This is a genomic window from Mycolicibacterium arseniciresistens, from assembly GCF_030519285.1.
Taxonomy (GTDB): domain Bacteria; phylum Actinomycetota; class Actinomycetes; order Mycobacteriales; family Mycobacteriaceae; genus Mycobacterium; species Mycobacterium arseniciresistens.
In genome coordinates, this window is sequence record NZ_JAUMSQ010000060.1 from 1 (window position 1) to 26,247 (window position 26,247).

The 26,247-nt window shown below is 69.4% G+C and carries 24 protein-coding genes and 1 pseudogene; 7 read left to right on the forward strand and 18 right to left on the reverse strand.

Annotation, left to right across the window (positions count from 1 at the left end):
• The 8 genes and pseudogenes from Q2100_RS10945 to Q2100_RS10980 form a co-directional block, all read right to left on the reverse strand.
• Positions 1–202 (reverse strand): annotated as a pseudogene (locus Q2100_RS10945) (acyl-CoA dehydrogenase family protein); the annotation flags it as partial.
• Positions 199–1,365 (reverse strand): acyl-CoA dehydrogenase family protein, encoded by a 1,167-nt coding sequence (locus tag Q2100_RS10950; RefSeq protein ID WP_302914096.1) that lies wholly within the window; start codon positions 1,363–1,365, stop codon positions 199–201. The pseudogene Q2100_RS10945 and the gene Q2100_RS10950, both read right to left, overlap by 4 nt.
• A 2-nt stretch (positions 1,366–1,367) precedes the next feature.
• The gene (locus Q2100_RS10955; RefSeq protein WP_302914076.1) at positions 1,368–2,606 is read right to left on the reverse strand and encodes a CaiB/BaiF CoA transferase family protein; all 1,239 of its coding nucleotides are present in this window, start codon (positions 2,604–2,606) and stop codon (positions 1,368–1,370) included.
• Positions 2,599–3,531, reverse strand: a complete 933-nt coding sequence (locus Q2100_RS10960) for an SDR family NAD(P)-dependent oxidoreductase (protein ID WP_302914077.1) — start codon at positions 3,529–3,531, stop codon at positions 2,599–2,601. Before Q2100_RS10960 ends, Q2100_RS10955 begins: the two co-directional genes overlap by 8 nt.
• A 1-nt stretch (position 3,532) precedes the next feature.
• Entirely contained in the window at positions 3,533–4,396 is an 864-nt protein-coding gene (locus tag Q2100_RS10965; protein ID WP_302914078.1) for a TauD/TfdA dioxygenase family protein, read from the reverse strand.
• Positions 4,393–6,243: a flavin-containing monooxygenase gene (locus tag Q2100_RS10970; protein WP_302914079.1), complete on the reverse strand. Its 1,851-nt coding sequence runs from the start codon at positions 6,241–6,243 to the stop codon at positions 4,393–4,395. Before Q2100_RS10970 ends, Q2100_RS10965 begins: the two co-directional genes overlap by 4 nt.
• Positions 6,244–6,307: 64 nt before the next feature.
• Complete coding sequence (locus Q2100_RS10975) at positions 6,308–7,702, reverse strand: aromatic ring-hydroxylating oxygenase subunit alpha (protein WP_302914080.1); 1,395 nt, start codon at positions 7,700–7,702, stop codon at positions 6,308–6,310.
• A gap of 11 nt (positions 7,703–7,713) precedes the next feature.
• Positions 7,714–8,571 carry an SDR family NAD(P)-dependent oxidoreductase gene (locus Q2100_RS10980; RefSeq protein WP_302914081.1) on the reverse strand — a complete coding sequence of 286 codons (858 nt, stop codon included), beginning with the start codon at positions 8,569–8,571 and terminating at the stop codon, positions 7,714–7,716.
• A gap of 146 nt (positions 8,572–8,717) precedes the next feature.
• On the opposite strand from Q2100_RS10980, the gene Q2100_RS10985 reads away from it, so the two are divergent.
• The 6 genes from Q2100_RS10985 (at position 8,718) to Q2100_RS11010 (ending at position 15,747) form a co-directional block, all read left to right on the forward strand.
• A complete protein-coding gene (locus tag Q2100_RS10985; protein WP_302914082.1) occupies positions 8,718–10,328 on the forward strand; it encodes an SMP-30/gluconolactonase/LRE family protein in 1,611 nt (536 codons plus the stop codon).
• Between the two features lie 28 nt (positions 10,329–10,356).
• A complete protein-coding gene (locus Q2100_RS10990; RefSeq protein WP_302914083.1) occupies positions 10,357–11,106 on the forward strand; it encodes a GntR family transcriptional regulator in 750 nt (249 codons plus the stop codon).
• Positions 11,103–12,695 (forward strand): AMP-binding protein, encoded by a 1,593-nt coding sequence (locus Q2100_RS10995; RefSeq protein ID WP_302914084.1) that lies wholly within the window; start codon positions 11,103–11,105, stop codon positions 12,693–12,695. Before Q2100_RS10990 ends, Q2100_RS10995 begins: the two co-directional genes overlap by 4 nt.
• Before the next feature lie 6 nt (positions 12,696–12,701).
• Positions 12,702–13,493 carry an SDR family NAD(P)-dependent oxidoreductase gene (locus Q2100_RS11000; protein WP_264010800.1) on the forward strand — a complete coding sequence of 264 codons (792 nt, stop codon included), beginning with the start codon at positions 12,702–12,704 and terminating at the stop codon, positions 13,491–13,493.
• Between the two features lie 13 nt (positions 13,494–13,506).
• Entirely contained in the window at positions 13,507–14,991 is a 1,485-nt protein-coding gene (locus Q2100_RS11005; protein ID WP_302914085.1) for an acyl-CoA synthetase, read from the forward strand.
• Positions 14,992–15,099: 108 nt separating this feature from the next.
• Positions 15,100–15,747, forward strand: coding sequence for an NAD(P)H-binding protein (locus Q2100_RS11010; protein ID WP_302914097.1), 648 nt, complete (start codon positions 15,100–15,102; stop codon positions 15,745–15,747).
• On the opposite strand, the gene Q2100_RS11015 is transcribed toward Q2100_RS11010, so the two are convergent.
• The 4 genes from Q2100_RS11015 to Q2100_RS11030 are packed head-to-tail and all read right to left on the reverse strand — an operon-like array spanning position 15,744 to position 19,503.
• On the reverse strand, positions 15,744–17,084 hold the full coding sequence (locus tag Q2100_RS11015) for an MFS transporter (RefSeq protein WP_264010802.1): 1,341 nt from the start codon (positions 17,082–17,084) through the stop codon (positions 15,744–15,746). The genes Q2100_RS11010 and Q2100_RS11015 overlap by 4 nt on opposite strands.
• Positions 17,085–17,115: 31 nt before the next feature.
• Entirely contained in the window at positions 17,116–17,586 is a 471-nt protein-coding gene (locus Q2100_RS11020; protein WP_302914086.1) for an RpiB/LacA/LacB family sugar-phosphate isomerase, read from the reverse strand.
• Positions 17,583–18,527, reverse strand: a complete 945-nt coding sequence (locus Q2100_RS11025; protein ID WP_302914087.1) for a PfkB family carbohydrate kinase — start codon at positions 18,525–18,527, stop codon at positions 17,583–17,585. Before Q2100_RS11025 ends, Q2100_RS11020 begins: the two co-directional genes overlap by 4 nt.
• Positions 18,520–19,503 (reverse strand): LacI family DNA-binding transcriptional regulator, encoded by a 984-nt coding sequence (locus Q2100_RS11030; protein ID WP_302914088.1) that lies wholly within the window; start codon positions 19,501–19,503, stop codon positions 18,520–18,522. Before Q2100_RS11030 ends, Q2100_RS11025 begins: the two co-directional genes overlap by 8 nt.
• A gap of 223 nt (positions 19,504–19,726) precedes the next feature.
• Between Q2100_RS11030 and Q2100_RS11035 the strand changes: the two genes are divergently transcribed.
• Entirely contained in the window at positions 19,727–20,293 is a 567-nt protein-coding gene (locus Q2100_RS11035) for an isomerase (protein WP_302914089.1), read from the forward strand.
• Here the strand turns inward: Q2100_RS11035 and Q2100_RS11040 are convergent.
• The 6 genes from Q2100_RS11040 to Q2100_RS11065 all read right to left on the reverse strand — a co-directional run.
• Positions 20,271–20,651 (reverse strand): glyoxalase superfamily protein, encoded by a 381-nt coding sequence (locus Q2100_RS11040; protein WP_302914090.1) that lies wholly within the window; start codon positions 20,649–20,651, stop codon positions 20,271–20,273. The genes Q2100_RS11035 and Q2100_RS11040 overlap by 23 nt on opposite strands.
• Positions 20,652–20,655: 4 nt before the next feature.
• Positions 20,656–21,096 carry a type II toxin-antitoxin system Rv0910 family toxin gene (locus Q2100_RS11045; protein ID WP_302914091.1) on the reverse strand — a complete coding sequence of 147 codons (441 nt, stop codon included), beginning with the start codon at positions 21,094–21,096 and terminating at the stop codon, positions 20,656–20,658.
• A 3-nt stretch (positions 21,097–21,099) separates the two neighbouring features.
• The gene (locus tag Q2100_RS11050) at positions 21,100–21,336 is read right to left on the reverse strand and encodes an antitoxin (protein ID WP_302914092.1); all 237 of its coding nucleotides are present in this window, start codon (positions 21,334–21,336) and stop codon (positions 21,100–21,102) included.
• Between the two features lie 9 nt (positions 21,337–21,345).
• Entirely contained in the window at positions 21,346–23,730 is a 2,385-nt protein-coding gene (locus Q2100_RS11055) for a cation-translocating P-type ATPase (protein ID WP_302914093.1), read from the reverse strand.
• 28 nt (positions 23,731–23,758) lie between these two features.
• Positions 23,759–25,342 (reverse strand): serine hydrolase, encoded by a 1,584-nt coding sequence (locus Q2100_RS11060; RefSeq protein WP_302914094.1) that lies wholly within the window; start codon positions 25,340–25,342, stop codon positions 23,759–23,761.
• 52 nt (positions 25,343–25,394) lie between these two features.
• Positions 25,395–26,247, reverse strand: an 853-nt coding sequence (locus tag Q2100_RS11065) for an MBL fold metallo-hydrolase (protein ID WP_302914095.1), incomplete at its 5' end; no start/stop codon positions are given.

Below are 26,247 nucleotides of genomic sequence, written 5' to 3' on the forward strand. Positions count from 1 at the left end.
CGGCGGCCTCGAGCTCGTCGGCGTCACCGCGCACGTCGAGGTCCCACGCGCCAAGGCCCGCCAGCGCGGGGCCGACCAGTGATTCGCGTTCTGCGGGTTTGGCTTCGGCCTGCTGCACCAGTTCATCGCCACCGGCCGCCTCGAACGCGCGCAGTGCCTGCCTGCCGAATTCGCTTGCGTCGTCGCCCAGATCGAGGATCATCGCGCTGCCGCCAGCAGCGCTCGCGACAGCAGGATGCGCTGCATCTCGATGCTTCCCGACGAGACGGTCGACGCCTGGGAGTAACGCCAGTGGTCCTCGACCTCGCCGAGGAACCACCCGGCGTTCGGGTCGTCGTGGCGCACCTCGGCGGCGATGTCCATCAGCACCTCCGCGCTGTCCTGGTCGAGCTTGGTGACGGCGATGCGGTACGCGGCGGCGTCGCCGGGTGTGATGCGCCCGCTGCTCTGCAGCGACACCACCCGGTAGGCCAGCAGGCGGGCCCGGCGGCAGTGCGTGAGCATGCGGATCCATCTGCCGCGCAACTCCTCCGGCACCCTGTCCCAGCGGGGCCCGAGCACGGCGGGCGCCGCGGCGAGCAGCCGTTCGCAGCGGGCGTAGCGGGCGATGCCGACGCGTTCGAACGCCATCACGTCCTGCACCACCGACCAGCCGGCGTCGACGGTGCCCAGCACGTCGGCCTCGGTCACCCGCAGGTCGTCGAAGAACACCTCGTTGAGGTGGTGCGGGCCCATCATGCAGCGGATCGGCCGCACCTGGATCGCCGGATCGTCCATCGGCACCAGGAAGATCGTCAAGCCGTTCTGTTTCTTCGGGGTGGCTTCCGTTCCCACCTTCGACGTCCGCGCCAGTAGGAAGCACCACTGCGCCATGGTGGCGTACGACGTCCAGATCTTCTGGCCGCTCACGAGCCAGCCGTCTCCGTCGGGGCGGGCGGTGGTGCGCAACGACGCCAGGTCGGAACCCGCCTCGGGTTCGGAGAAGCCCTGACACCAGATCACCTCGCCACGCGCGATCGGCGGAAGATGCCTGCGCTGCTGCTCGTCGGTGCCGTGCCGCATGATGATCGGCCCCACCCAGTTCACGCCCATGTACTGGGCGCCGCGCGGTTCGTGGTGCGCCCACATCTCCTCGCGCACCACCGTCTGCTCCCACACCGACGCCCCGCCGCCGCCGAACTCCTCGGGCCACGACAGGCACAGCAGATCCCGCTCGGCGAGCAGGCGGCAGAACCGCTGCGCCGTCTCGAGGTCGGCCGGATCGTCGGTGAACGCGCCGAGGTAATGCTCGGGCACGTTGTCGTGCACCAGTTCCCGCAGATCGGTGCGCAACTGCGCAGCGCGCTGCCCCATCTCGAAGTCCATGCTCATGCCAGCTCCGCCGCGGCTTCGGTGGCGCCGACACTACGGTTGTTGACCGAATCCGGGCTGTTTCCGTCAACAACCGTCGTCTCGGCGTCGCTGGACAGGCCCAGTTCGGCGAGGATGTCGGCGGTGTCGGCGCCCAGTTCGGGAGCGTAGCCCCGGACGTGGCCGGGCGTGCGCGAAAACCACGTGGGCACACCGGGAAAGCGCACCTTGCCGTGCGGGGTGTCGATGGTCTCGAACATCCCGGCGGCGTTGAGCTGCGGCGAATCGAACAGCGAGTCGAGGGTGTTGATCGGCGTGGCGGGGATCTCCAGTTCCGCGAACAGCGCGAGCCACTCGGCGGTGGTGCGCTCCCGCATCGTCTGGGCCACCAGCCCGTACACGACGTCGATCTGTTTGGCCCGCATCTGCAGCGTGGCGTATTCGTCGGAGTTCCACGACGGTCGCACCGCGTCGGTGAATGCCCGCCAGTGCTTGTCGTTGTAGATCAGCGCGGCGATGTGGCCGTCCTTCGTCTCGTACGGACGCCGGTTCGGCGCGACCGTCCGCGGATATACGGCCGGTCCGAGCGGCGGGTCGAACATGGCACCGTTGGCGTGCTCGACGAGCATGAACGACGCCATGGTCTCGAACATGCTGACCTCGAGTTCCTGTCCTTCGCCGCTGCGTTCGCGGTGGAACAGCGCCATCATGATCGCGTACAGCGCGGTGAGGCCGGTGACCTTGTCGGCCATGATCGTCGCGACGTAGGTGGCGTCGCCGGTGAGTTGCTTCTGCACCGCGGGCAGACCGCACTCGGCCTGGATGGTGTCGTCGTAGGCGGGCCGATCGGCGTCCGGGCCGCGCCGGCTGTATCCGTAGCAGTTGGTGTAGACGATCCGCGGGTTGATGGCCGCGACCGACTCGTAGTCGAATCCGAGCTTGGCGATCGCCTTCGCCCGCATCGAGTGGACGAACACGTCGGCCGTCTCGATGAGTGCGCGCAGTGCCGCCCTCCCGTGGTCGGACCGCAGATCGAGGACGATGCTGCGCTTCCCGCGGTTGACGTTGACGAACACGCCGTTCATCCCCGGCGACGGACCGGGTGCGACGTAGCGGGTGATGTCGCCCTCGGGCGGCTCGACCTTGATGACCTCGGCGCCCATGTCGGCCATGATCTGCGTGCAGTACGGCCCCATCACCACTGCGGTGAGGTCGACGACCCGGATCCCGGCGAGCGGGCCGGCGGAGCTAACCATGGACGGCTCCCTGCTGCTGCTGGACAGCCATCGCGAAGCTGTACCGGATGTGGTCGGTGTGCCCGTCGGGCACCGGCGGGAACACCACCGGCTGCGAGAGGTCGCGGATCCCGTCGAGCTGAGCCTCGACGTCCTCGACCGACCACGACGGCCGGTACACCCCCGGGCTCTCGGCAATCGCGGCGCGGGCGATCCGGCCGGCCAGCGCCATGTAGATCTCGCCGGTGACAGAACAGCTTTCGTGTGCCAGCCAGCCCACCGCGGGCGCCACCAGTTCGGGTCCCATCGGCGGGTAGGCCGACGTGTCGATGCCCTCGGCCATCCGGGTGACGGCGGCGGGCACGATCACATTGCTCGTCACGCCGTGCGCCGCGCCCTCGATCGCCGCGACGTTCGACAGCCCGATCACGCCCGCCTTGGCGACCGCGTAGTTGACCACGTCGTGGTTGCCGTAGAGCCCGCCGATCGAGGAGGTGAGCACGATGCGCCCGTAACCGGCGTCGCACATCACCGGAAACGCCTCGCGGACAACGTGGAACGCGCCGCGCAGGTGCACGTCGACTACGGCCTCGAAGTCGGCGTAGCTGATGTCGCGCAGCGAGCCGCGCCGCACATTGCCCGCGTTGTGCACGACCACGTCGAGGCGGCCGAACGCGTCGAGCGCGGCACCGACGATGGCCCGCCCGCCCTCGGGGGTGGTGACCGAATCGGCATTGGCGACGGCCTGTCCGCCTGCGGCGACGATCTCGCGCACCACGTCGTGGGCGGGGCCGGCGTCACCACCCTCACCGGTGAGGCTGCCGCCCAGGTCGTTGACCACGACCTTCGCCCCGCGGGAGGCCAGCAGCAGCGCGTAGGCCCGCCCGAGGCCGCGGCCCCCGCCGGTGACGACCGCCACCCGGCCGTCGAATCTCAGGTCACCCATGTCAGGCGAACGACTCCTCACCGGCCAGCTTGGTGCGCTGCAGCAGCCGCCCCGACGCCGGGTCGTACGGCGTCGCGCGGTGCATGGTGCCGGTGTTGTCCCAGATCACCAGGTCGCCGACCGACCACGTGTGCCGGTAGACGAACTGCGGCTGGGTGGCCCACTCCCGCAGTCGGACAAGCAGTTCGATGCTCTTGCCGCGGTCCATGCCGACGACGTGGCCGGCCGTGCAGCCCAGCACCAGCGACTTGCGGCCCGAGCGGTGCCGCCACACCAGCGGCAGCTCCCGCTCGCCGATCGACATCATCTGCTGCAGCATCTCCAGCGACGGCTCGGGCTCGTAGTAGAGCAGCGTCGTCCAGGTCGAGTGGACCACCCGCAGTTCCTCGAACGCCGCCTTGTCCTCGTCGGACAGGTCGTCGTAGGCGGCGTAGGTGTTGCAGAACTCGGTGTCACCCTCGCCCTCGTTGCCGAGCGCCTTGCTCGACAGCAGCGAGGCCAGGATCGGCACCTCGTTCATCGTGCCGTCGAGGTGCCAGTACAGCGACCCCTTCAGGTAGTCGGCCTGCTTGTTGACGGTCTTGTCGAGCGTGACGTTGTAGAGCTTCTCGCCCTTGCGCTCGGTGGCCAGCGTGCCGAGCGTCTCGGTGAACGCCACCTGTTCGTCGTCGGTGAAGCCGATCTGCGGGAACACCAGCACGCCGCGCTGTTCGAGCAGGTCGCGCAGCGTGGCGGCGTGGTCGCCGGAGAGCAGTGTCACCTTGTCGGCGCGGATCTCGGTCCCGATACGCGGGTTGATCTCCCGGGCGTCGAGAGCGGCTTCATCTCCCGTCGCTGCGCTCGCCCCAGTTGTCGCAGCGGTCATGTGCTCAGCTCCAGACCGTCGAGATCACCCTTGCCGCGCCACTCCGCGATCAGTTCGTCGAACGCGTAGAACCCGGGCGAGTAGAAGTCACCGAGGAACGACCCGTTGCGTTCCGCGCCGCCTCGCCCCTCGTTGTTGTAGTAGCCGGGCGTGCAGGACAATTCGAACGCGGAGTTGTCGATCGACAACTCGCGGACCGTCTGCACCCAGCTGTCCTGCGCCTCCTGGGTGGGCTCGACTCGGGTGGCACCTCTGTTCTGCGCCTCGGCGATGATGTAGGCGATGTGCTGGGCCTGCTGTTCGAACATCGCCGTGGTGTTCGCCGACACGCCGCCCTGGATGAAGCCCATGAAGAACTGATTCGGGAAGCCGCGGCTGGTCATGCCGTGCAGCGTCTTGTAGTCGTTCTGCCAGTAGTCGAACAGCGACAGCCCGTCGCGGCCCACGATGCTGTCGATCGCGAACCGGCGACTGATCTCGGTGGAGATCTCGAAGCCACTCGCGAAGATCACGCAGTCCACCTCGTACTCGACACCGTTGGCGACGATCCCCTTCTCGGTCAGCTTCTCCACGCCCTTGGACTCCGACACGTCGACGAGCGTCACGTTCGGACGGTTGAACGAGGAGAGGTAGTGCTCACTGGAAGACGGCCGCTTGCACATGAAGCGGTAGTACGGCTTGAGCGACTCGGCGGTGGCGGGATCTTCGACGATCGCATCGACGCGTCGACGCAACCGCTCCATGATCTTGTAGTCCTCCTCCTCCCGGAACGCCATGATCTGCTCGATGGTGACCGAGGCGGGGTCGTCCAGGCCGGCGATCCGGGCGGTCAGGTTGCGCCCGAGCTCGGTCCAGAAGTCGCAGATCAAATCGGGTTCGCCGAACACCACACCGACGAACGGCGACCAGTTGTGGAAGTTGCGCTTGCGCGCTTCCTGCCACCCCGGTTCGAGGGAGGCGGCCCAAGCGGGATCGGTGGACGGGTTGGAACGCTCGTCGACCGAGGACGGCGTGCGTTGGAAGACGAACAGCTCCTGCGCATCGCGACTGAGGTGCGGCACCAGCTGGATGCCGGTCGCCCCGGTGCCGACGAGCGCGACACGCTTGTCCGCCAGCTTGTCCAACCCGCCGTCGGCGTTCCCGCCGGTGTAGTCGTAATCCCAGCGGGCGGAGTGGAACACGTGTCCCGCGAAGTCCTTGATGCCGGGGATGCCGGGGAACTTCGGGCGGTTGTAGGAGCCCTGGGCCATGACCACGAACCGGGCGCGGATGTCGTCACCACGGTCGGTGCTGATCTGCCAACGCTGCGATTCTTCGTCCCAGCTCAGCTCGCGCACCTGGGTGGAGAACAGCGCCCCGTCGTACAGCCCGAAGTGCTTTCCGATGTTGCGGCAGTGCTGGAAGATCTCGGCTCCGTCGGCGAACTTCTTCGACGGCATGAAATCGAGTTCTTCGAGCAGCGGGACGTAGCAGTACGCGTCGTTGTCGCACTGGATGCCGGGAAAGCGGTTCCAGTACCAGACGCCACCGAAGTCGCCTGCCATCTCGATGACCCGGATGCCGTCGACGCCGGCCTTCTTCAGATACGCCCCTGCCAACAGTCCGGCGATCCCGCCACCCAGGACGACGACGTCGACATCCTCGGTGATCGCGTCCCGCTCGGTCACGGTGGTGTACGGGTCGACCTCGTAGAACCCGGCGTAGTCGCCTTCGAGTTCCAGGTACTGATCGGCGCCCTCGGGCCGCAGCCGCTTGGCCCGCTCGGCGGCGTACCTCTCCCGTATCGCGGGGATGTCGATGTCGGTCGGGACGTCGGTGGGTCCGCAGGCCTGCTCGGCGGTCGTCATGTCTCTCCTTCTTCCGTGATTTCGGCGTGATCTCGTTCGGTGAGCGATCGAAAGCGCGCCGAGATCACTCGATTTCGCGGGGTTCGCCGGTGCCCATGTACTGCGACAGTTGGTGGTGCAGGTTGACCGTGCTGCGCTCGCGGTACGGGTTGGGCTTCGTGCCGGGGAAACCGGCCGACTTCATGCCCTGCTGCACCGCGGCCATGTTCGAGAAGTCCTGAGGCAGGACCGACAGCCAGTTCGGGTCGCCCACCGGCGTGTAGACCCAGTCGGTCTGCGGCTCTTCGCCCTTCGGGTACAGCTCGAAGACGGCGACCTCGAAGATGCACTTGTCGGGGTCGTAGCTGGGATCAGGTCGGGCGCTGTAGCACAGTGCGCTGGTGAGGCCCTGGCCGATCTGGAAGTTCGGAAACAGCTGCCATGCGGTGCCGCTCTGGCCGAGGATGTCGGGCGGGATCACCGGCCAGATGACGCCGCGCGCCTCGTCGTCCCGGCGCGCGGAGGCCAGCCAGTGCTGGAGCACCTTGTCGGCAGGAGTGCCCTCGGGGAGTTCGTCGACCAGCCGCTTGGCGGCGTTGACCAGTGTCTCGGTGGTGGTCGCGTTGGTCTGTTCCCAGGTGTACATCTGCATCTCGGCAGTGGACACGCGCGGGTCGTCGCCGGTGCCGAGCCGGATCTTGGACTTGGTCTCGTCCATACCTTTCGGCGCGTCGTAGCCGATGTTGCTGTGCCGGCCCTGTGCCTTGGCCCAACCCTTGAACTCGCCGAACTTGTTGAACTCCGGGTGCGTGGTGAACACGTGGTAGGTCTCGTTGAAAGCCTCCATCGCGACTTTCCAGTTGCAGTCGAAGTACAGCCATTTGCGCCACTTGTAGCGCATGTTCTCCAGGCCGAACGGGTCGAGGATCTTCGCCGCCGGGAACAGGTAGTCGGCCAGCGGTTCGCAATCGGGGTCCATGTTGACGAACAGCCAACCGCCCCAGGTGTCGACCTGCACCGGCGCCAGGTGGGTGTTGCGCGGGTTCAGCGCGCCCTTCCAGTCGTCCTGTTCCCTGATGTGGGTGCAGGTGCCGTCCAATCCGTATGTCCAGCCGTGGAATCCGCAGACGAACGACTTGCGCGCCCGGCCCACTGCGTTCTTCGCGCCTTCGGGCCGGTCGACGAGCTTGCGGCCGCGGTGCATGCAGACGTTGTGGTGCGCCGCGAATTCGTTGTCACCGGTGCGGACCACGATGATCGAGTCGTCGAGGATGTCGTAGGTGAGGTAGCTGCCCACCTCGGGGATCTCCTCGACCCGGCCGACCTGCTGCCAGACCTTGCGCCACAGTCTGTCCCGTTCGGCGCGGGCGTACTCCTCGGAGATGTAGGCCTCGACCGGGATGGTCATCGGCTCCGAGAGTTCCTCGGCCGGAGCCGGTTGCGGGACGGTCTTCTCCGTGTCGGCCTTCATGTCGGTCATCTACATCCCCTTCATAGCCGGCTGATGGTGCTGCGGAAGGATTCGTCTTTCAGGAACAGTGAGGTGTTGTCCGCGGCGAGGTGGCTCCACTTGAGGTCCAGGCCGCCGTCGACCAGCAGCGTCTGGCCGGTGACGTAGCCGGACAGGTCGGAGAGCAGGAACAGGATGGCGCCGGCCTGCTCGCGCGGTGTGCCGCGACGGCCCATCGCGATGGCCTGGCGGTCACGCTCGGGGTCAGCGTCGACGTAGGTAGCCGACGCCGCAGTCTCGGTGACGCCGGGGGCGACGGCGTTCACGCGGATGCCGTCGAGCGCGAGTTCGACGGCCATCGTCCTCGTCATCGCCACCACCGCCGCCTTGGCGGTGCCGTAGGCGATGTGGAACGGCGCGGTGTTCATCCCGCTGATCGACGACACCGACACGATCGAGCCCGGGTTGCCTTCCGACCTCAGTTCGACCGCGACCGCCTGGCTCATGAAGAACGCCGTCTCGAGGTTCGCGGCGAACAACGCCCGCCAGTCGTCACGGGTGACGCGGGTCGAGGGCATCCAGGTCGACGGCGCCGCCCCGCCGGCGATGTTCACCAGACCGTGCAGCCGGGCACCGGTGCGCCCCGCCGTGCTGCGCACCGCGTCGAGCACCGCGGCGATGCCCTCGTCGGTCGATGCGTCGGCCGCCACGGTGACCACCGGCAGGCCCTTGTCGGCGAGCGGGCCGACGTGCTGGTCGAGGTTGTCCTGCCTGCGGCTGACGGCGACGACCGTGGCACCCGCCGCGGCGGCCAGCTCGGTGACGGTGGTGCCGATACCGCCGCCACCGGCCCCCGACACGACCACGATGCGGCCGTCGAGGTTGAGGAGGTCATCCATGCCCGACGCCTATTTGTCCGGACAAACAATGGTGCTCTGCATATTGCAGAACACTATTCCGCAGGGGTTATCCGGCCGTCAAGGGACCCCGGTCCTTCCATGCTCGCTATTGTCTGGACTAAGCCCGCTTGCTAACGTCCGGGTCCATGACTCCGCCATCCACTGCGGCGCCGACGCCCTCCGCCAGGTACACCGCCGCGAATCCGACCGTCACCGACGGCTGGCGGCTGACGCGCCTCACCCCGCCCAGCCGGCTGTTCGGCGCCAACGGCCTGCGCACCGGCCCGGACGGGCGGATGTACATCGCGCAGGTGACCGGCAGCCAGATCAGCGCCCTGGACCTCGCGACCGGAGCGATGGAGACGATCAGCGCGAAGGGCAGCGACATCGTCGCGCCCGACGACCTGGCCTTCGACGCCGACGGCAACCTGTACGCCACGGAGTACATGGACGGCCGGGTGAGCGTGCGCGACACCGCGGGCCGGTCCCGGGTGCTGCGCGACGACGTGCCCGCCGCCAACGGCATCACCACCCACCGGGGCAGGCTCTTCGTCAACGAGTGCCGCGACGGCGGACGGCTACTCGAACTCGACCTCGCCGGCGGCGAACCCCGCGTCCTGGCGGACAACCTGCCATCGCCCAACGCGATGGAGGTCGGCCCCGACGGACTGCTGTACTTCCCCGTCATGACGGCCAACGAGATCTGGCGGATCGACCTCGACGGCGGTGAACCCCAGCGCGTCGCCGCCGACCTCGGCGTGCCCGACTCGGTGAAGTTCGACGCCGACGGGTTCATCGTGTCCACTCAGGTGGCCTCCGGCCAGGTGCTGCGCATCGATCCCCGGTCCGGCGCGCAGACGGTGCTCGCCCAGCTCAATCCGGGCCTCGACAACCTGACCATCGTCGACGGCCGGTTGTTCGCCTCCAACTTCACCGGTGAGATCGCCGAGGTGCTCGGCGGCGGCGAGACCCGCACGCTGCTGCCCGGTGGCCTGAACTGGCCGCACGACCTCGCGGTGGGCGCCGACGGCAGGCTGCACATCGCCGACGGCACCTACTTCTATGCGCTGCAGCCCGACGGGTCGCTCGAAGCGGTCGCGATGTTGTTCACCCCCGGCTACCCCGGATACATGCGCGGCCTGACCAGCACCGCCGACGGCGACTTCCTCTGCACGACCTCCCTCGGGCAGGTCGGCCGGTACCGCCCCGGTGGCGAGACCGATTACCTGGCAACGGGTTTCGATCAGCTGTACGGCATCGCCGTCGGATTCGACGGCTCGATCGTGTTCGCCGAGCTGGGTGCCGGACGGGTGCACTCGCTGCGCGAGGGCGCAGGCACGGTGCTGGCCGACGGGCTCGCCGAGCCGACCGGGGTGGCCATCGGCATCGACGGCGCCCCGCTGGTCGCCGAGTCCGCCGCCGGCCGGGTGGTCCGGCTGACCGGGTCGGGCGCCGAGACCGTCGTCGACGGACTGCAGACGCCGCAGGGCATCACCGTCGAGGGCGGCTCTCTGTTCGTCGTCGACGCCGGCGCCAAGGAGGTCATCGCCGTCGACCTCACCACCGGCGCGCGCAGCGTCATCGCGTCCGGCCTGCCGATCGGTGCGCCGCCCGGCGTGACGCCCAAGCCGCTGCTGGGGATCCAGCCGTTCTCGGGTCCGCAGGGGCCGTTCGCCGGCATCACCGGCGGCGCCGACGGCACGTTGTTCGTGGCGGCCGACGGCGACGGCAGCGTGCTGGCGTTGCGCCGCGCATGACACGAGCGAGAAGCGGAGCGGATCGCGCATGACATTAGCGCCGACCGAGCACCGCTACCTGCAGGTGGCGCGGGCGCTGCGGAAAGAGATCGTCGACGGGGTGTACCCGGTGGGCTCGCAGCTGCCCACCGAACACGAACTCTGCGAACGGTTCGCGGTGAGCCGCTACACCGTGCGCGAGGCGCTGCGCCGGTTGCGCGAGGACAACCTGGTCACCTCGCGGCCACGCGCAGGCACCCTGGTGGTGCCACGCCCCGAGGCGAGTTCCTATGCCCAGGACGTGATGTCGATCAACGACCTGCTCGCGTTCGCCGCGGGCGCGCAGTTCGCCGTGGAGTCGACCACGATGGTGACCATCGACGCCGGCCTCGCCGAGCGCACCGGCCTGGACCTCGGATCGCAGTGGCTCGCGGTCCGCGGGTACCGCCAGGCCGACGGCACCGCCGCGCCGATCTGCCGCACCGAGTACTACATCAACCGGACGTTCGCCGCGGTGGGCCGCCTGCTGGCGCGCCACTCCGGGCCGATCTTCCCGCTGATCGAGGACCTGTTCGGAGTGAGCATCGTCGAGGTGCACCAGGAGATCGCCGCCGTGGTGCTGACCGGGGAACTCGCCGACCGGTTGCACGTCGCGGCGGGCAGCGCCGCGCTGGAGATGCAGCGCACGTACACCACCTCCGACGGCGAGGTCGCCCAGGTCACCGTGAACACCCACCCGTCGGCCCGGTTCCGGCACGCGATGACGATGCGCCGGGTCAAGGGCCTGGTCGAGCCGTGAGGGTCGCCGTCGACGAGCGGCGCGCGGCCGACGCGTACGACCGCGGCCTGTGGGTGCGCACCACCCTCGCCGACGCGTTGCGCGCCGCCGCCCGTGACACCCCGGACCGGGTGGTGCTGGTGGACGGCGACATCGCGATCGACTGCGCGGCGCTGCACACGCAGGCGTCGAAACTGGCCCACGCCATGGCCGCCCGGATGCCTGCGGGCAGCGTGGTGTCGTTCACGCTGCCGAACTGGCACGAGGCCGCGGTGGTCTACCTCGCCGCGACGCTGGCCGGGATGGTGGTCAATCCGATCCTGCCCTCACTCCGGGACCACGAACTGCAGTTCATCCTCGGCGACGCGGACACCCGGATGATGTTCGTGCCGCAGCGGTTCGGCACCCACGACTACGCCGCCATGCTCACCCGGGTCACCGCCGCCATCGCCGACCCGCCCGAGGTGGTGGTGCTGCGCGGCGACCCCGGCCCGCACACCGCGTACGCCTCACTGTTCGGCTCGCCGCCGGTGGACCTGGCGGACCCGGACCCCGACGACGTGCGCATGATCATGTACACCTCAGGCACCACCGGCCGCCCCAAAGGCGTGCTGCACAGCCACAATTCGATCCACGCGCTGATCCGTCAGATCGGTGAGCACTGGCTGGTGGAGCCCGGTGACCGCTTCCTGGTGCCCTCCCCGATCGCCCACATCGGCGGCTCGATCTACGCGTTCGAATCCCCGCTGCTGCTCGGCACCACCGCAGTGCTGATGGAGCGGTGGGACCCCGCGGCCGCCGTCGCACTGATGACGGAACAGCGGTGCACCCACATGGCGGGCGCGACGCCGTTCCTCGAAGGGCTGCTGGCCGCGGCCGACAGGGCCGGCACCCGGCTCCCCGACCTCAAGGTGTTCATCTGCGGCGGCGCCTCGGTGTCACCGTCGTTGATCCGCCGCGCCACAGCCGGTTTCGAGCGGGCGGTGGTGACCCGGGTGTACGGCTCGACCGAGGTGCCCGTGACCACTGTCGGGGTGCCCGACGCCCGCGACGTCGACCACGCGGCCGACACCGACGGCCGGGCGGGCATCGCCGACATCCGGCTCGCCGACCACGCCGCCGCGCCCGAGGGGTCCGGTGAGATCAACGCCCGCGGGCCCCAGATGCTGGTCGGCTACCTGCATCCCGCGGATGCGGCCGGTTGCTTCGACGCCGACGGCTACTTCGCGACCGGTGACCTTGGCGCCTGGGTGGATGACGATTATCTCGTCGTGACCGGGCGCGCCAAGGACATCGTCATCCGCAACGGCGAGAACATCTCGCCCAAAGAGGTCGAGGACCTGCTCGCCGGCCACCCCGGTATCGCCGAGGTGGCGGTAGTCGGCCTGCCCGACGCCCGGACCGGTGAACGGGCGTGCGCGGTGATCGTGGCGGCCGGTCAGGACGCCCCCGACGTCGAGAGCCTGCGGGACTTCCTGCTGGGCCGCGGCGTCGCCAAGTTCAAGGTGCCCGAGCAGGTGGCGATCTGGGATGCGCTGCCCAAGAACGACGCAGGCAAGGTGTTGAAGCATCGGATCCGCGCGGCACTGGACGCCGCGGAAGTCAGGTAGGTAGCTATGCAAGAGGACGCCGGACGCAAGGTGGCCATCGTCACGGGCGCCAGCAGTGGCATCGGATTCGGTTGCGCGACAGCGCTCGCCGAGGCCGGGACGGCGGTGCTGGGCACCGGCCGCGACCCCGAGCGGCTGGCCGAACTCGAACAGGCGATCGGCGACCCCGACCTGGTCGCCACCCTGGCCGTGGACCTCACCGCCGACGACGGACCGAAGCGGATCGTCGACGCCGCGGTGCAGCGGTGGGGCCGGATCGACTACCTGATCAACAACGCCGGCGTCGGCAGCCCGAAGCCGTTGCACGAAACCGACGACGAGAGCCTGGACTACTTCCTGGGCCTGATGCTGCGGGCGCCGTTCCGGCTGGCCCGCGACGTCATCCCGCACATGCGGTCCGGGTCGGCGATCATCAACGTCACCTCGACCTTCGCCGTGGTCGGCGGCCTGCGCGGCGGCGCGTACTCGGCGGCGAAGGGCGGACTGACCTCGCTGACCACGCACATCGCCTGCCAGTACGGGCCGCAGGGCATCCGGTGCAACGCGGTGGCGCCCGGGGTGACGCTCACCCCGATGGTGGCGCACCGGCTCGAAGACGAGCGGTTCCGCAAGATCAACACCGAGATGACGCCGTACCCGCGGCTGGGCACGGTGGCCGACCTGGCGTCCACGGTGGTGTTCCTGTGTTCCGAGGGCGGCAGTTTCATCAACGGCCAGACGATCGTCGTCGACGGTGGGTGGAGTTCGACGAAGTACCTGTCGGACTTCGCGTTGTCCTCGGAATGGGTGCCGCGTTGAGGCGGGTCCGCGCATGACCAACCTGTTCACCATGCTCGACCAGGCCGCATCGCGCTTCGGTGACCGCGGCGCCGTGTACCTCGGCGAGCAGCAGATGTGGACCTGGGCGGAACTGCGCGAGCGTGCGCTGCGACTGGCCGCGTCACTGCGCGCACTCGGTCCCGGCGCCCGCATCGCGGTCGCCAGCGAGAACCGCCCGGAGATCGTGGAACTCATGTTCGCCGCGTGGGCCGCCGAGAGTGTCGTGGTGCCGATCAACTTCAAGCTGCACCCGTTGGAGACGACCCAGATCCTCGACGACGCCGACGTCGCACAGGTTTTCGCATCGCCGAAGATCGCGGCGGCTTTGGCGGGCACCACCGACCGGCCGATCGAGGTGATCGCCGGCGACGAGTACGCCGCCCGGCTGCACACCGCTGCAGGCGACGTCCCGACCGACACCGACCCCGAAACGCTGGCGTGGCTGTTCTACACCAGCGGCACCACCGGCCGGTCCAAGGGCGCAATGCTCTCGCACCGCAACCTGACCGCCATGACGGTGTCCCACCTCGCCGACTTCGACTCCCCCGACCACGAATCCGCGCTCGTGCACGGCGCACCGATGTCACACGGCTCGGGGCTCTACATCGCGCCGTACGTGCTGCGCGGCGCCCGCCAGGTGGTGCCGGTGTCCGCGGCGTTCGAGCCGGACGAGTTCCTCGATCTCTGCGAGCACCATCCCGGCTGCAGTGCCTTCCTGGCGCCGACGATGGTGCAGCGCTTGGTGCAGACCGGGCGGCCGCGGCCGGCCAACCTGCGCACCGTGGTCTACGGCGGCGGCCCGATGTACGTCGACAGCCTGAAGAAGGCGATGGCGGCGTTCGGGCCGATCTTCACCCAGCTCTACGGGCAGGGCGAGGCGCCGATGACGATCACGGGCCTGCGCCGGCGCGATCATCTTCGCGCCGGAGTTCCAGCCGACGACGCGGTGCTCGGATCGGTGGGCTACGCCCGCTCGGGGGTGAGCGTCGCGGTGCTCCGGGAGGACGGGACCCCGGCGGGCGTCGACGAGATCGGCGAGATCGTCTGCCGCGGCGACGTCGTGATGTCGGGGTACTGGCGCAACCCGGCAGCCACGGCGGCGACGCTGCAGCGGGGCTGGCTGCACACCGGCGACATGGGGTCGTTCGACCATCGCGGCTTCCTGACCCTGCGCGACCGGTCCAAGGACGTGGTGATCAGCGGCGGCAGCAACATCTACCCGCGGGAGGTCGAGGAGGTGCTCATCGAGCACCCCGGCGTCACCGAGGCGTGCGTGGTCGGTGCGCCCGACCCCGAGTGGGGCGAGGTGGTGGTGGCGTTCATCGTGGGCACGGCGGACGCGTCGGAACTGGACGCGCACCTGCTCGAGCGGATCGCCCGGTTCAAGCGGCCCAAGCGCTACGAGTTCGTCGACGAACTGCCGAAGAACAGCTACGGCAAGGTGCTCAAACGGGAGTTGCGCGCGCAGCTGGCGTGAAGCTCAGCGCCCGACACGTCGCCGAACGTGCGGCCAGTGCGGAAATCGGTCCCGAATTTCGCACCCACCGCACGTTCGGCGATCCGGCCGATCGGGTATGCCGCCATGATGCGCATCGTCGTCGCCGGTGGCCACGGAAAGATCGCCCTGCTGCTGGAGAAGCTGCTGTCCGAGCGCGGCGATTCTGTCGCCGGGCTGATCCGCAACCCGGATCACGCCGCCGACCTGGAGGCCGCCGGCGCCGAGTCGATCGTGCTGGATCTGGAGAAGGCCACCCTCGACGAGGTCACCGCCCACCTGCGGGGCGCCGATGCGGTGGTGTTCGCCGCGGGCGCCGGCCCCGGCAGCGGTGCGGCGCGCAAGGAGACCGTCGACCGCGACGCCGCGATCCTGCTGGCCGACGCCGCCGAGGCGGCGGGCGTGCGCCGTTACCTGATGGTCTCGGCCATGGGGGCGAACCCCGCCGCGGCCGAGGACGCCGCCGACGACGAGGTGTTCGTCGCGTACCTGCGCGCCAAGGGCGCCGCCGATGATTACCTTGCGGCGAAGCGGGGATTCGACACGACGATCGTGCGGCCGGGGATGCTGACCGACGACCCGGGCACCGGCCGGGTGCAGATCGCCGAATCCACCGGGCGCGGCAGCATCCCGCGCGCCGACGTCGCGGCGGTGCTCGTCGCGGCGCTCGACACCGGTGGCAGCAGGACCTTCGAGCTGATCTCCGGCGACACCCCGATCGACGAGGCGCTGGCTTAGCGCGCGGTCGCGCCCGCCTCGCCGCGGATGAACGCGTCGACGCCTGCGCGTTCCTTCGGACCCCAGGTCTCCCTGGTGGCCAGCACACCGCCGAGTCCGACCAGTCCGACGGTGACGTAGAACAGCGCAGGTCCGATCCAGCCGAGCCCATCGGCGAGCAGCACCGCGAGGAACGGAGCGAAGCCCGCGATGGACGCCGCTGTCTGGTAGCCGATCGACGCGCCGGACGTCCGCCTGTTGGTGGCGAACAGTTCGGCGAACCACGCGGCCTGCGTCCCCGTCAGCACGGCGTGGATGAGGCCGATGCCGATGATGAACACCACCGCGATCAGGAACGGCTGACCGGTGTTGGCCAGCAGGTACATCGGGATACCGAACGCGATCGCGAGCAGACACCCGACGAGGTAGACGCGTCGGCGGCCGATGCGGTCGGTGAGATTGCCGGCGAACAGCGTTGTGCCGACGGCGATCACGCTCGCGATCACGACGCCGGTCAGTGCCGGGGTGCGGTCGGCCGGGTCGCGCTGGGCGATGTAGCTCAGCAGGTACGTCGCGGTCAGGTAGTAGGCGCAGGACTCGACGACGCGCAGCGCGATGACGCGCAGGATGTTGCGCCAGTCCTCCTTGATCACCGTGAGGAACGGGTTGCGCACGACCTCGCCGAGGGCCTTGGTGGCCACGAACTCCGGTGACTCGCTCAGCCGCATCCGCACGAACAATCCGACGGCGATCAGGATCGCACTGGCCAGGAACGGGATTCGCCACGCCCAGTCGCTGTCGAGGGAGGCGCTGGCCAGGAACGCGATGTTGGCCAGTGCGATCCCGAGCGGGTTACCCGCCTGCGGGATGGCCGCGAACCGGCCGCGGTGCCGCCACGGCGCGTGCTCGTAGGCCATCAGCACCGCGCCGCCCCACTCGGCGCCGAACGCCAGCCCCTGGATCATCCGGATCAGCACCAGCAGCACCGGAGCCAGCACGCCCACCTGGGCGTAGGTCGGCAGCAGTCCGATCAGCACCGTCGCGACGCCCATGATCAGCAGGGCGCCCACCAGGACCGGCTTGCGGCCGTACCGGTCGCCCAGGAAGCCGCCGACCGACCCGCCGATGGGCCGCATCAGGAAGCCGACGCCGAGGGTGGCGAAGGACAGCAGGGTGCCGGTCACGGGGTCGGATTCCGGGAAGAACACGTCGCCGAAGTACAGCGCCGATGCGGTGCCGTACGCGACGAAGTCGTAGTTCTCCACGCACGTGCCCGCGGCCGCGCCGAAGGCGGTCTTCACCTTTCCCGGTGAGCCGTGTTCGGCCTGCCTGCGGGTGGTCTCGATCTCGGTGGTCATTGCCGATCTCCTTTGATGGGCGGGATGGATGTCAGGATTCGGCGGCGAGTTCGCGTGCCGACTGCTTCTCGAGGTCGTGCAGTTTGCCGACGCGGCGCACGGTGTCCTCGTCGTCGTCGAAGCGGGCGGCGAGGAACGCCTCGATCACCTCGCTCGCGGTGGCGCGGCCGATCACCCACGCCCCCATGGCGATCGCGTTGGCGTCGTCGTGTTCGACACTCTGGTGCGCGGAGTACACGTCGTGGCCGAGCGCGCACCTGATCCCGGCGATCTTGTTGGCCGCCATCACGGCGCCCGCACCCGTTCCGCAGACCAGCACGGCGCGGTCGGCGTCGCCCCTCCTGACCGCGTCGCACGTCGCGAACGTGACGTCGGGGAAGTCGACCGGTTCCTCGCTCGGTGCGCCGCGGTCGATGACCTCGTGACCGAGGCCTTCGAGCACCTCGCGCACGTGGGCCTTGAGCGGGTAGCCGGCGTGGTCGTTGCCGAGTGCGATTCTCATGGGCTTTCCTTCGTTGCGGCAGTGGTGGTTTCGAGTTCGTCGCGGTGCGGGATGGAGTCGATGGCGCCGGGCCGGGTGACCGCGACCGCCGCGGCGCGCACCGCGTACCGGATGGCGCCGGTGAGGTCGTCGGGGTCGACGGTGAGTCCGGCGGCGAGGTACCCGATGAACGTGTCGCCTGCCGCGGTGGAGTCGACCGCGGCGACCGTCGGTGACGGCACATTCGCCACCCCGTCGCCGCTCCAGACGAAGGCGCCCGCGCTGCCCGCCGTGCACACGACACCGGCGCCCGACGCCGCCACCACCGCGGCCATGTCGTCCTCGATCCCGCCGCGTGCGTCGTCGCCGCGCATCCGCTGGGCGATGTCGGCGAGTTCGTGTTCGTTGACCACCAGCAGGTCGGCCAGGTCGAGGAGGTTCTCGACGGCCGAGGGCACCGGTGCGGCGTTGACCACCACGATCGCGCCGGCATCGCGTGCGGCGCGGGCGGCGTGCGCCACGATCGGCATCGGCGTCTCCAGTTGCAGCAGCAGGTGGTCACCGGCCCCGATTCCGGCCAGTCCGGCCGACACCTCATCCCTCGACAAGGTGCTGTTGGCGCCGGGCGAGACGACGATCGTGTTCTCGCCCGAATCGTCGACGGTGATCAGCGCGCGGCCCGTCGGCGTGCCTGCGACCGTGTGCACGTGGTGGGTGTCGACGGATTCACCCGAGAGTGCCGTCCGGATCAGATCACCGTCGCCGTCCTCGCCGACGACGCCGACGATCCGGGTGGCGGCGCCCGCCCTGGCCGCGGCGACGGCCTGGTTCGCTCCCTTTCCGCCGGCCCCGACTGTGACGGTGGAGCCGAGCACGGTCTCCCCCGCCGCCGGGATGCGGGTGACCCGCACCCGGTGGTCGGCGTTGAGGCTGCCGACGACGAACACCCGCCGCTCAGCCATGAGGACTCCCTGCGACCCGTGTGCGGTCGACGAACTTCGTCGGCAGGACGACGGACTCGGGGGTGTCACCACCGATGACCCGGAGCAGCAGCGCCACCGCGTGCCGGCCGATCGCGCCGGGATCGTGGGCGATCACCGACATCGGCGGGTCGAGGAAGGGGAACCACTCGGTGTCGTCGAACGCAATCAGGTCGATGTCGGCGCCGATGGTCAGGCCGTGGCTGCGGACCGCCGCGAGTGCGCCGACGGCCATCAGGTTGTCGGCGGCGAGCAGCGCGGTCGGCCGGTCCGGGACGGCCAGCAGGCGTTCGGCGGCCTCGGTGCCACTGGCTTCGCGGAAGTCGCCGAACGCGATCAGTTCACCGGCCACCTCGAGGCCGTGCGCGGGCATGGCCTCGAGGAACGCGTCGTGGCGGTCCCGCCCGGTCGAGATCGACTGCGGGCCGCCGATGAACGCGATCCTGGTGTGCCCGCGGGCGGCGAGGTGCGCGATCGCCTCGTCGAGGCCGGGCCTGCTGTCGGTGGTCACGCTCGGCACGTCGAGGCCCTCGACGGTGCGGTCGGCGAACACGATCGGCATCCCGCTGTCGATCAGGGTGTCGAGGCTGCCAGAACCGCGGCCCTGAGGGGTGATCACCACGCCGTCGACGCGCTGGGTCAGGAACGTCTCGAGATACCGGTCCTGTTGGTCGACGTCCTCGTTCGCGTTGCCCAGCAGCGTGACGTAGTCCGCGTCGAGCGCCGCCTGTTCGGCGGCGTGGGCGACGTCGGCGAAGAACGGGTTGCGCACGTCGGAGACCAGCAGGCCGATCGTGTGCGTGCGGGTCGAGCGCAGGGAGCGCGCCTGCGCGTTGGGCCGGTATCCGAGTGCGGCGGCCGCTTCGGTGACCCGGGAGCGTGCGCCCGGCGACGTCGCGGGATGGCCGGAGAGCACCCGGGACGCCGTGCCGAGCGACACCCCTGCGCGTGCGGCCACGTCGCGGATCGTGACGCCGTTGCTCGCCAACACTCAGCCCCTTCGCTGTGGAAACGGTTCCATGTGAACGTTTCCACGTAAGCTACGTCACACTCCGCGGGGCCGTCAAGGGTCGCCCCTACGTGATTTCGGCGCGCTCACGATCGCTGGGTGAACAAAAGCGCGCCGAAATCACCTGCCCCACCCCGGCGCGTCGCGCGCTTGCCTGTGGTTACCTCAGACGATGGCCTACCGGATCGACCCTGACGTCCTTGCCCGGGTGGCGAAGCAAGTGACCGGAACACCGCTCGCGGGTGGCGAGTTGATCCGTCGCACAACGGAATTGCTCGCCGCGGAGTATCCGGACCTGATCGACGCCGGCGGGGGGCGCTGGGTGGCCAGCAGGGCGGGCGGCGTGCTGGGCAAGGTGCGGTTCCTGTACTTCAGCCCGAACGAGTACATCGTGCTGTTCGGCTCACCCACCGGCACCGTGGGGTTCTCCGGCCGCTACAAGCGGGTGGAGATCCACAAGTTCCTGATCGCCGGCCAGATCGACTCGTTCGACCTGGAGTCCGACGACCTGCTGCCCGCTACGCTGCGCGCCGGTGAGCACACCTACCTGGAGAAGGGTCGCGTCCGCGGCCTGACCATCCACCCCGGCAGCTGGCACATCGAGTACGGCCGCGGCGCAGTGGTCACGACACTGCCCTTCGCGATGGTGGACACCCTGCTGGTGTCACTGGAGGTCGAGTCGGTGCGACGCTCGGCCGTCGAGTTCGGTCGGCTGCTCAGGCGCCGGATGCGCCGCTGACACTCTGTTCGCAGAAACGCAGTTCGTTGCCGAACGGATCGGTCACGTCGACCGTCAGGCCCCACGGCGCGCTCTCCAATCCCGGCTTGGCGAATCGGTAATCGCGGCCGGACAGCTCGGCGTGGAACTCCCGGATGCCGTCCATCGGCAGGAAGACCACGCTGCCCGGCGTCCCGTCGCCGTGGTGCTCGGACAGGTGGAGCAGCAGCTCGGAGCGGCTGATCTGGGCGTAGCGCGGGAAGTCGGGCCCGAACCGGTGCTCCCAGTCGGTGCTGAAACCCAGATACCCGAGGTAGAACTCCTCGGCCTTGGCCTGGTCGAACACTCTGAGCACCGGGATGGCGCGGTCGAATCGCATCCGCTCAGGCCGGCGCGAAGACGGCTTTGAACCTGTTCAGCGACTCCTGGATGTCACTCCTGAGCGCGCCCGCGACCACCATGCCGATCGGCCCGAACAGCGCAGGCCCACCGAGGTGCACGTCGAAGGTGACCGTCGAACCGCCGTCGGCGGCGGGCTTCACCTTGCCCATGAGCTTGACCTTCACCCCGCCCTTGCCGTCACCGTTGAGCGTCATCGCCTCCGGCGGCCGGTAGTGGACGATGGTCCAGTTCACCCGGTTGGGCATGCCCTTGACCTCGACGATCGAGTCGATGCGGGTGCCCTTTTCCAGGGTCTCGGGCAGCTTCGACCGCCACACCCGGTGGATGGTCAGCCACTCCTTGTAGCGGGACAGATCCGAGGCGGCCGCCCATGCGTCCGCCGGCGACAGCGGGACATCGACGGAGACAGACAGTTTGGCCATGCGTCAGGGGCGTGGGGGCACCGGCGGCGGCGGCGGGACCGGCGGGTGGCCGGCCGGACCGGGGCCGTGCGGGTTGTTCTTGTTGACGTAGTTGCGGGCAGCGCCCTGGGCCTTGTCGACCTTGTCGGCGTACTTACCCTTGGTCTTCTGATCGAAGAGGTTGGCGGCCTTGTCGATCGCGCCGCTCGCCTTGTCGGGGTTCTTCGACACCCAGTTCTTCACCTTGTCGAAAATAGCCATGCGGCCAGCTTACCGGCCGCGCCACAGCCGGCGTCGCTCGCCGAGCGCCGACCCCTGGATCCACCACAGCACCTCGATGACCAGGGCGCCGACCAGGCCGATGCCCAGCGCCGTCGCCGTGATCGCCGTGTTCGTCGGGTCGAGGAGGAACAACTCCTGCGCCCACGGGATCGAGAAGATCACCACGTAGGCCAGCGCGGAGACCGCCACCAGCGCCACCCGCCACCACTCGTAGGGCCGGGCCACCACCGCCAGCACCCACACCGCACCCACCAGCAGCGTGATCAGCGCCGCCGTCGAAGCCTGCGTCTGCTCGGTCGGCGTGGCGGCCCTTCCTTGATAGGCGAGCAGGTAGGAGACGAAGGTGCAGGCGCCGATGACCAGTCCCGACGGCAGCGCAGCGGTCATCACGCGGCGGACGAATCCACTGTGGGCGCGTTCACTGTTGGGTGCCAGCGACAGGACGAACGCCGGGATGCCGATGGTGAACCACGCCGCGATGGTCACGTGGATGGGCTGGAACGGGAACAGCAGCGGATCGGTGTCGAACACCTCGGACGACAAACCGGCCAGTCCGACGAGCACCGCCAGCAGCACCGAGTAGACGGTCTTGGTCAGGAACAGGTTCGACACCCGCTCGATGTTGCCGATCACCCGCCTGCCCTCGCCGACCACGTAGGGCAGCGTCGCGAACTTGTTGTCCAGCAACACGATCTGCGCCACCGCCCGCGACGCCGAGCTGCCCGATCCCATCGCCACTCCGATGTCGGCGTCCTTGAGCGCGAGCACGTCGTTGACGCCGTCACCGGTCATCGCGACGGTGTGGCCGCGCGACTGCAACGCGTGCACCATGGCCCGCTTCTGGTCCGGCCGCACCCGGCCGAAGGTGGTGTACTCCTCGAGGGTGTCGGCCAGTCGGTCGGGCTCATCGGGCAGCTGCCGCGCGTCCATCGTCTCGCCGGCCAGTCCGAGCGATCCCGCGACCGCGCCCACCGACACCGCGTTGTCACCGGAGATGACCTTGACCGAGACATGTTGCGAGGCGAAGTAGTCGAGGGTGTCGCGGGCGTCGGGCCGCACCCGCTGCTCGAGCACCACCAGCGCGACGGGCGTCACGGTGCCGGGCGCGGCCGCGTCGTCGACCGGCACATCGCACGAGCCGACCAACAGGACCCGCAGCCCCTGCGCGCCGAGCTGCTCGGCCTGCGCCGCGGCCGGCGACGCCGGGTCCAGCAGCACGTCCGGTGCGCCGATCACCCAGTTGCCGTGCTCGCCGTAGGACGCGCCGCTCCACTTGGTGGCCGACTTGAACGGCGCGGTCGCGGTCGCGGTCCAGCCCGGCGGCATCCGGTAGGCCTCGGCGATCGCGAGCATGCTGGCGTTGGGCCTGGCGTCGTCGGCGGCCAACTGCGCCAGCACTTCTGCGACGTCGGCGGTGGACAGCCGCTGCGTGTCGGCCACCCGCATGCCGTTCTCGGTGAGGGTGCCGGTCTTGTCCGCACACACCACGTCGACACGGGCCAGCCCCTCGATGGCGGGCAGTTCGTTGACCAGACACTGACGGCGGCCGAGCCGGACCACGCCCACCGCGAACGCGATCGACGTCATCAGCACCAGCCCTTCGGGCACCATCGGCACCAGCGCACCGACCATGCGCAGCACCGACTCGCGCCAGTCCGCACCGGTGGTGAACAGCTGGGTGTAGATGATCAGCAGTCCGGCGGGGACCAGCAGATAGGTGATGAACTGCAGGATCTTGTTGATGCCGCTACGCAGTTCGGACTTGACGAGGGTGAACCTGGTGGCCTCCTCGGCGAGCTTGGCCGCGTACGCTTCCCGCCCCACCCTGGTGGCCCGGTAGGCCCCACTGCCCGCCACCACGAAGCTGCCCGACATGACGTGGTCACCGGCGTCCTTGGCGATCGGGTCCGCCTCGCCGGTGAGCAGCGATTCGTCCACCTCGAGGTTGGCCTCCTCGATGACGTCCCCGTCGACCACGATCTGGTCGCCCGGCCCGAGCTCGATCACGTCGTCGAGCACCACCTGGTTCGGCAGCACCGCGACGGCGCCGGACTGCCTGCGCACCAACGGTTTCGCCTGCCCGACGATGGCGAGCCTGTCGAGCGTCTGCTTGGCCCGCAGCTCCTGGATGATGCCGATCGCGCTGTTGGCGATGATCAGCAGGCCGAACGCGCCGTTGATCACCGAGCCGGTGGACAGCACGATGACGAGGAGCACCCCGAGGATCGCGTTGATCCTGGTGAAGACGTTGGCCCGGACGATCTCCCGCGTGGTCCGTGCCGCCCGGGTGGGTACGTCGTTGGTCTTGCCGTCGGCGACGCGCTGGGCCACCTCGGCGTCGGACAACCCGGTCGCCACCAGGGCTGCGCTCATCGGCGGCAGTATCTCTTCGCGCGAGCGCTCACCGGGAGAACACTCCGTTGCCCACTTCGTCGTAGTAGTCCAGCGTCAGCCTGTCACCGTCGAAGGTCGCCGCGGAAACCGTTCCGGGGGGCGAATTCTCACTCACCCAGGAATAGCTGAAGACGTTGCCGTCCCATGGCATGAGCTCCACGTCGAGCTTGGTGCCCATCTTCAGCCGGAGCTTGCCCGACTGCTCGATGAGCGTCACCGGGCCCCAGTACTCGTTGCTGTAGACACCGGCGTAGGACGACAGCGGTCCGGGCGGCCTCGCGCCGGCCGGGCGTTCCTTGCCGACCAGCTCGCCGACCGGCTTCTCCATCTGCTGGAAGATGGTGTTGTACAGCCTGTACCAGTCCTCGCGGACCTCCCCGAACTGGACGAGGTCGGCGAATTCCGCGGTCAGCGCCTCGGGAACACCGGCCGGGGTGGCGTTCGTCAGCGCGATGATGCCGACGTCGGCCGACGGCAGGAACAGGAAGTTCGTGCCCGCACCGGATTCGAAGGCCCCCGAGTGGCTGAGCTCGGTGCGGGCGCCCGAGGTGGTGCCGACGTTGAAGCCGTACCCGTAGAAGCCGGTCCGCATCGCCGGTTCACTGGCCGGGCTGGACACCACCTGCGGGGTGAGGGCGGGCAGCAGCGCCTTCGGGTCGATCAACTCTGTGCCGTTGTGCTTCCCGTCGGCCAGCACCATCGCCAGCCAGCGCGCCATGTCGTTCACCGATGAGCTGGCGCCACCGGCGGGCGCCTCCGGGTCGGCGTCGCGGACGTACAGCGGCTCGTAGCGGCCGTCGATGTGGATGTGGCCCGCGGCGCGGTTGGGCCGGGCCTCGTAGTCGGCGAAGCGGTAGCTGGTCGAGCCCATCCCGAGCGGGTCGAAGATCGCCTCGTCGGCGAGATCCTCCCACTTCCTGCTCGCGGCGGCCGCGACCGCCTCGGCGCCCGCGGTGTAGCCGAAATTGGTGTAGGCGTACGAGATCCGGAACGGATCGAGCGGGAGCTGCCGCAACTTGTCGAGGATGTACTCCCGGGAGTAGCCGAGGTCCTCGAGCTGGTCTCCGGCGTGATCGGGCAGGCCTGAGCGGTGCGACATCATGTCACCGACGGTGACCATCCGGGTGACCGCGGGATCGGACAGCGCGAACCCCGGCAGTTTCTCGACGATCGGGGTGTCCCAGCCGACCGCCCCCTGGCCCACCTGGCGGGCGACGACGGTCGCCGCGATCGGCTTGGACAGCGACGCCAGCTGGAAGGTCGTGTCGGGGTTCACCTTGTTGCCGTCGCCGTCACCGGCGTTCACGTCCTTGACGCCGAAACCCTTTGCGTACACCGTCTTTCCGCCGTGCACCACCGCGACGGCCATACCGGGGATGCCGGAGGCGTTCATCACCTTCTCGACCAGGCCGTCGAGCTCGGCGACCGCGTCGTCCACCGCGTTCTCAGCCAGCGGCATCGCGGGCACCAGGGGCGGCGGGACGTCGGACTCCGCCGCCGGGGACGACGCAGGCTCAGCCGGTTCGGAGTCGCAGCCCACCGTCGATACCAGCAGCAGACCGACGACGGCGGCGCTGATCAGTGCCCTCATGGTCAGCACCGTAACGGTCCGGCACCCGGTTGGGCGGCCAAAGCGCCCGTCGTTACAACTGCCACCACGGCGCGGACGGCCGGATGGTCTCGCGGTCGACGCGTTCGCCCGGCTTCGGCACCACGACCGGGACGCCGGCGGGATCGGCGGCGCGCAGCAGGCGTTCGACCGGTTCGGCCCACGGGTGGGGCGCGAGCCGGAACGTCGCCCAGTGGATCGGCACCAGCAGCCCGGCGCCGGCCTCGGCGACGTCGAGGTGTGCGCGCACCGCCTCTTCGGGGTTCATGTGGATGTCGGGCCACGCCGGGTGGTACGCCCCGACGGGCAGCAGCGTCACGTCGAACGGCCCGTGCTCGGCACCGATGTCGGCGAAGCTCCTGCTGTAGCCGGTGTCGCCGCCGAAGAAGGCCCGGTGCTTCGGTCCGACGATCGCCCACGACGCCCACAGCGTCGTGTTGCGGGCGAACAGCCGTCCGGAGAAGTGCCGGGCCGGGGTGCACACCACCGTCAGATCGCCGATCCGGTGGCTCTCGTTCCAGTCGAGTTCGACGATGCGCTCTTCGGGGATACCCCACTTCCTCAGGTGCGCGCCGACGCCGAGAGGCACACAGAACGGCGCCCACTGGGTGCGGGCCAATCCGAGGATGGTGTCGATGTCGAGGTGGTCGTAGTGGTCGTGGCTGATCAGCACGGCGTCCACGGCGGGCAACGCCTCGAGCTCCACCGGCACGTCGTGCAGCCGGTGCGGCCCGACCTGACGCGACGGCGAACACCGGGAACTCCAGATCGGGTCGGTGAGCACCCGGTAGCCGTCGACCTCGACCAGCGCCGAGGAGTGGCCGTACCAGTGCACCGCCAGGTCGGCGGCCGCGCGGTCGGTGGCCGCCGGGGCGGCCAGCGGGATC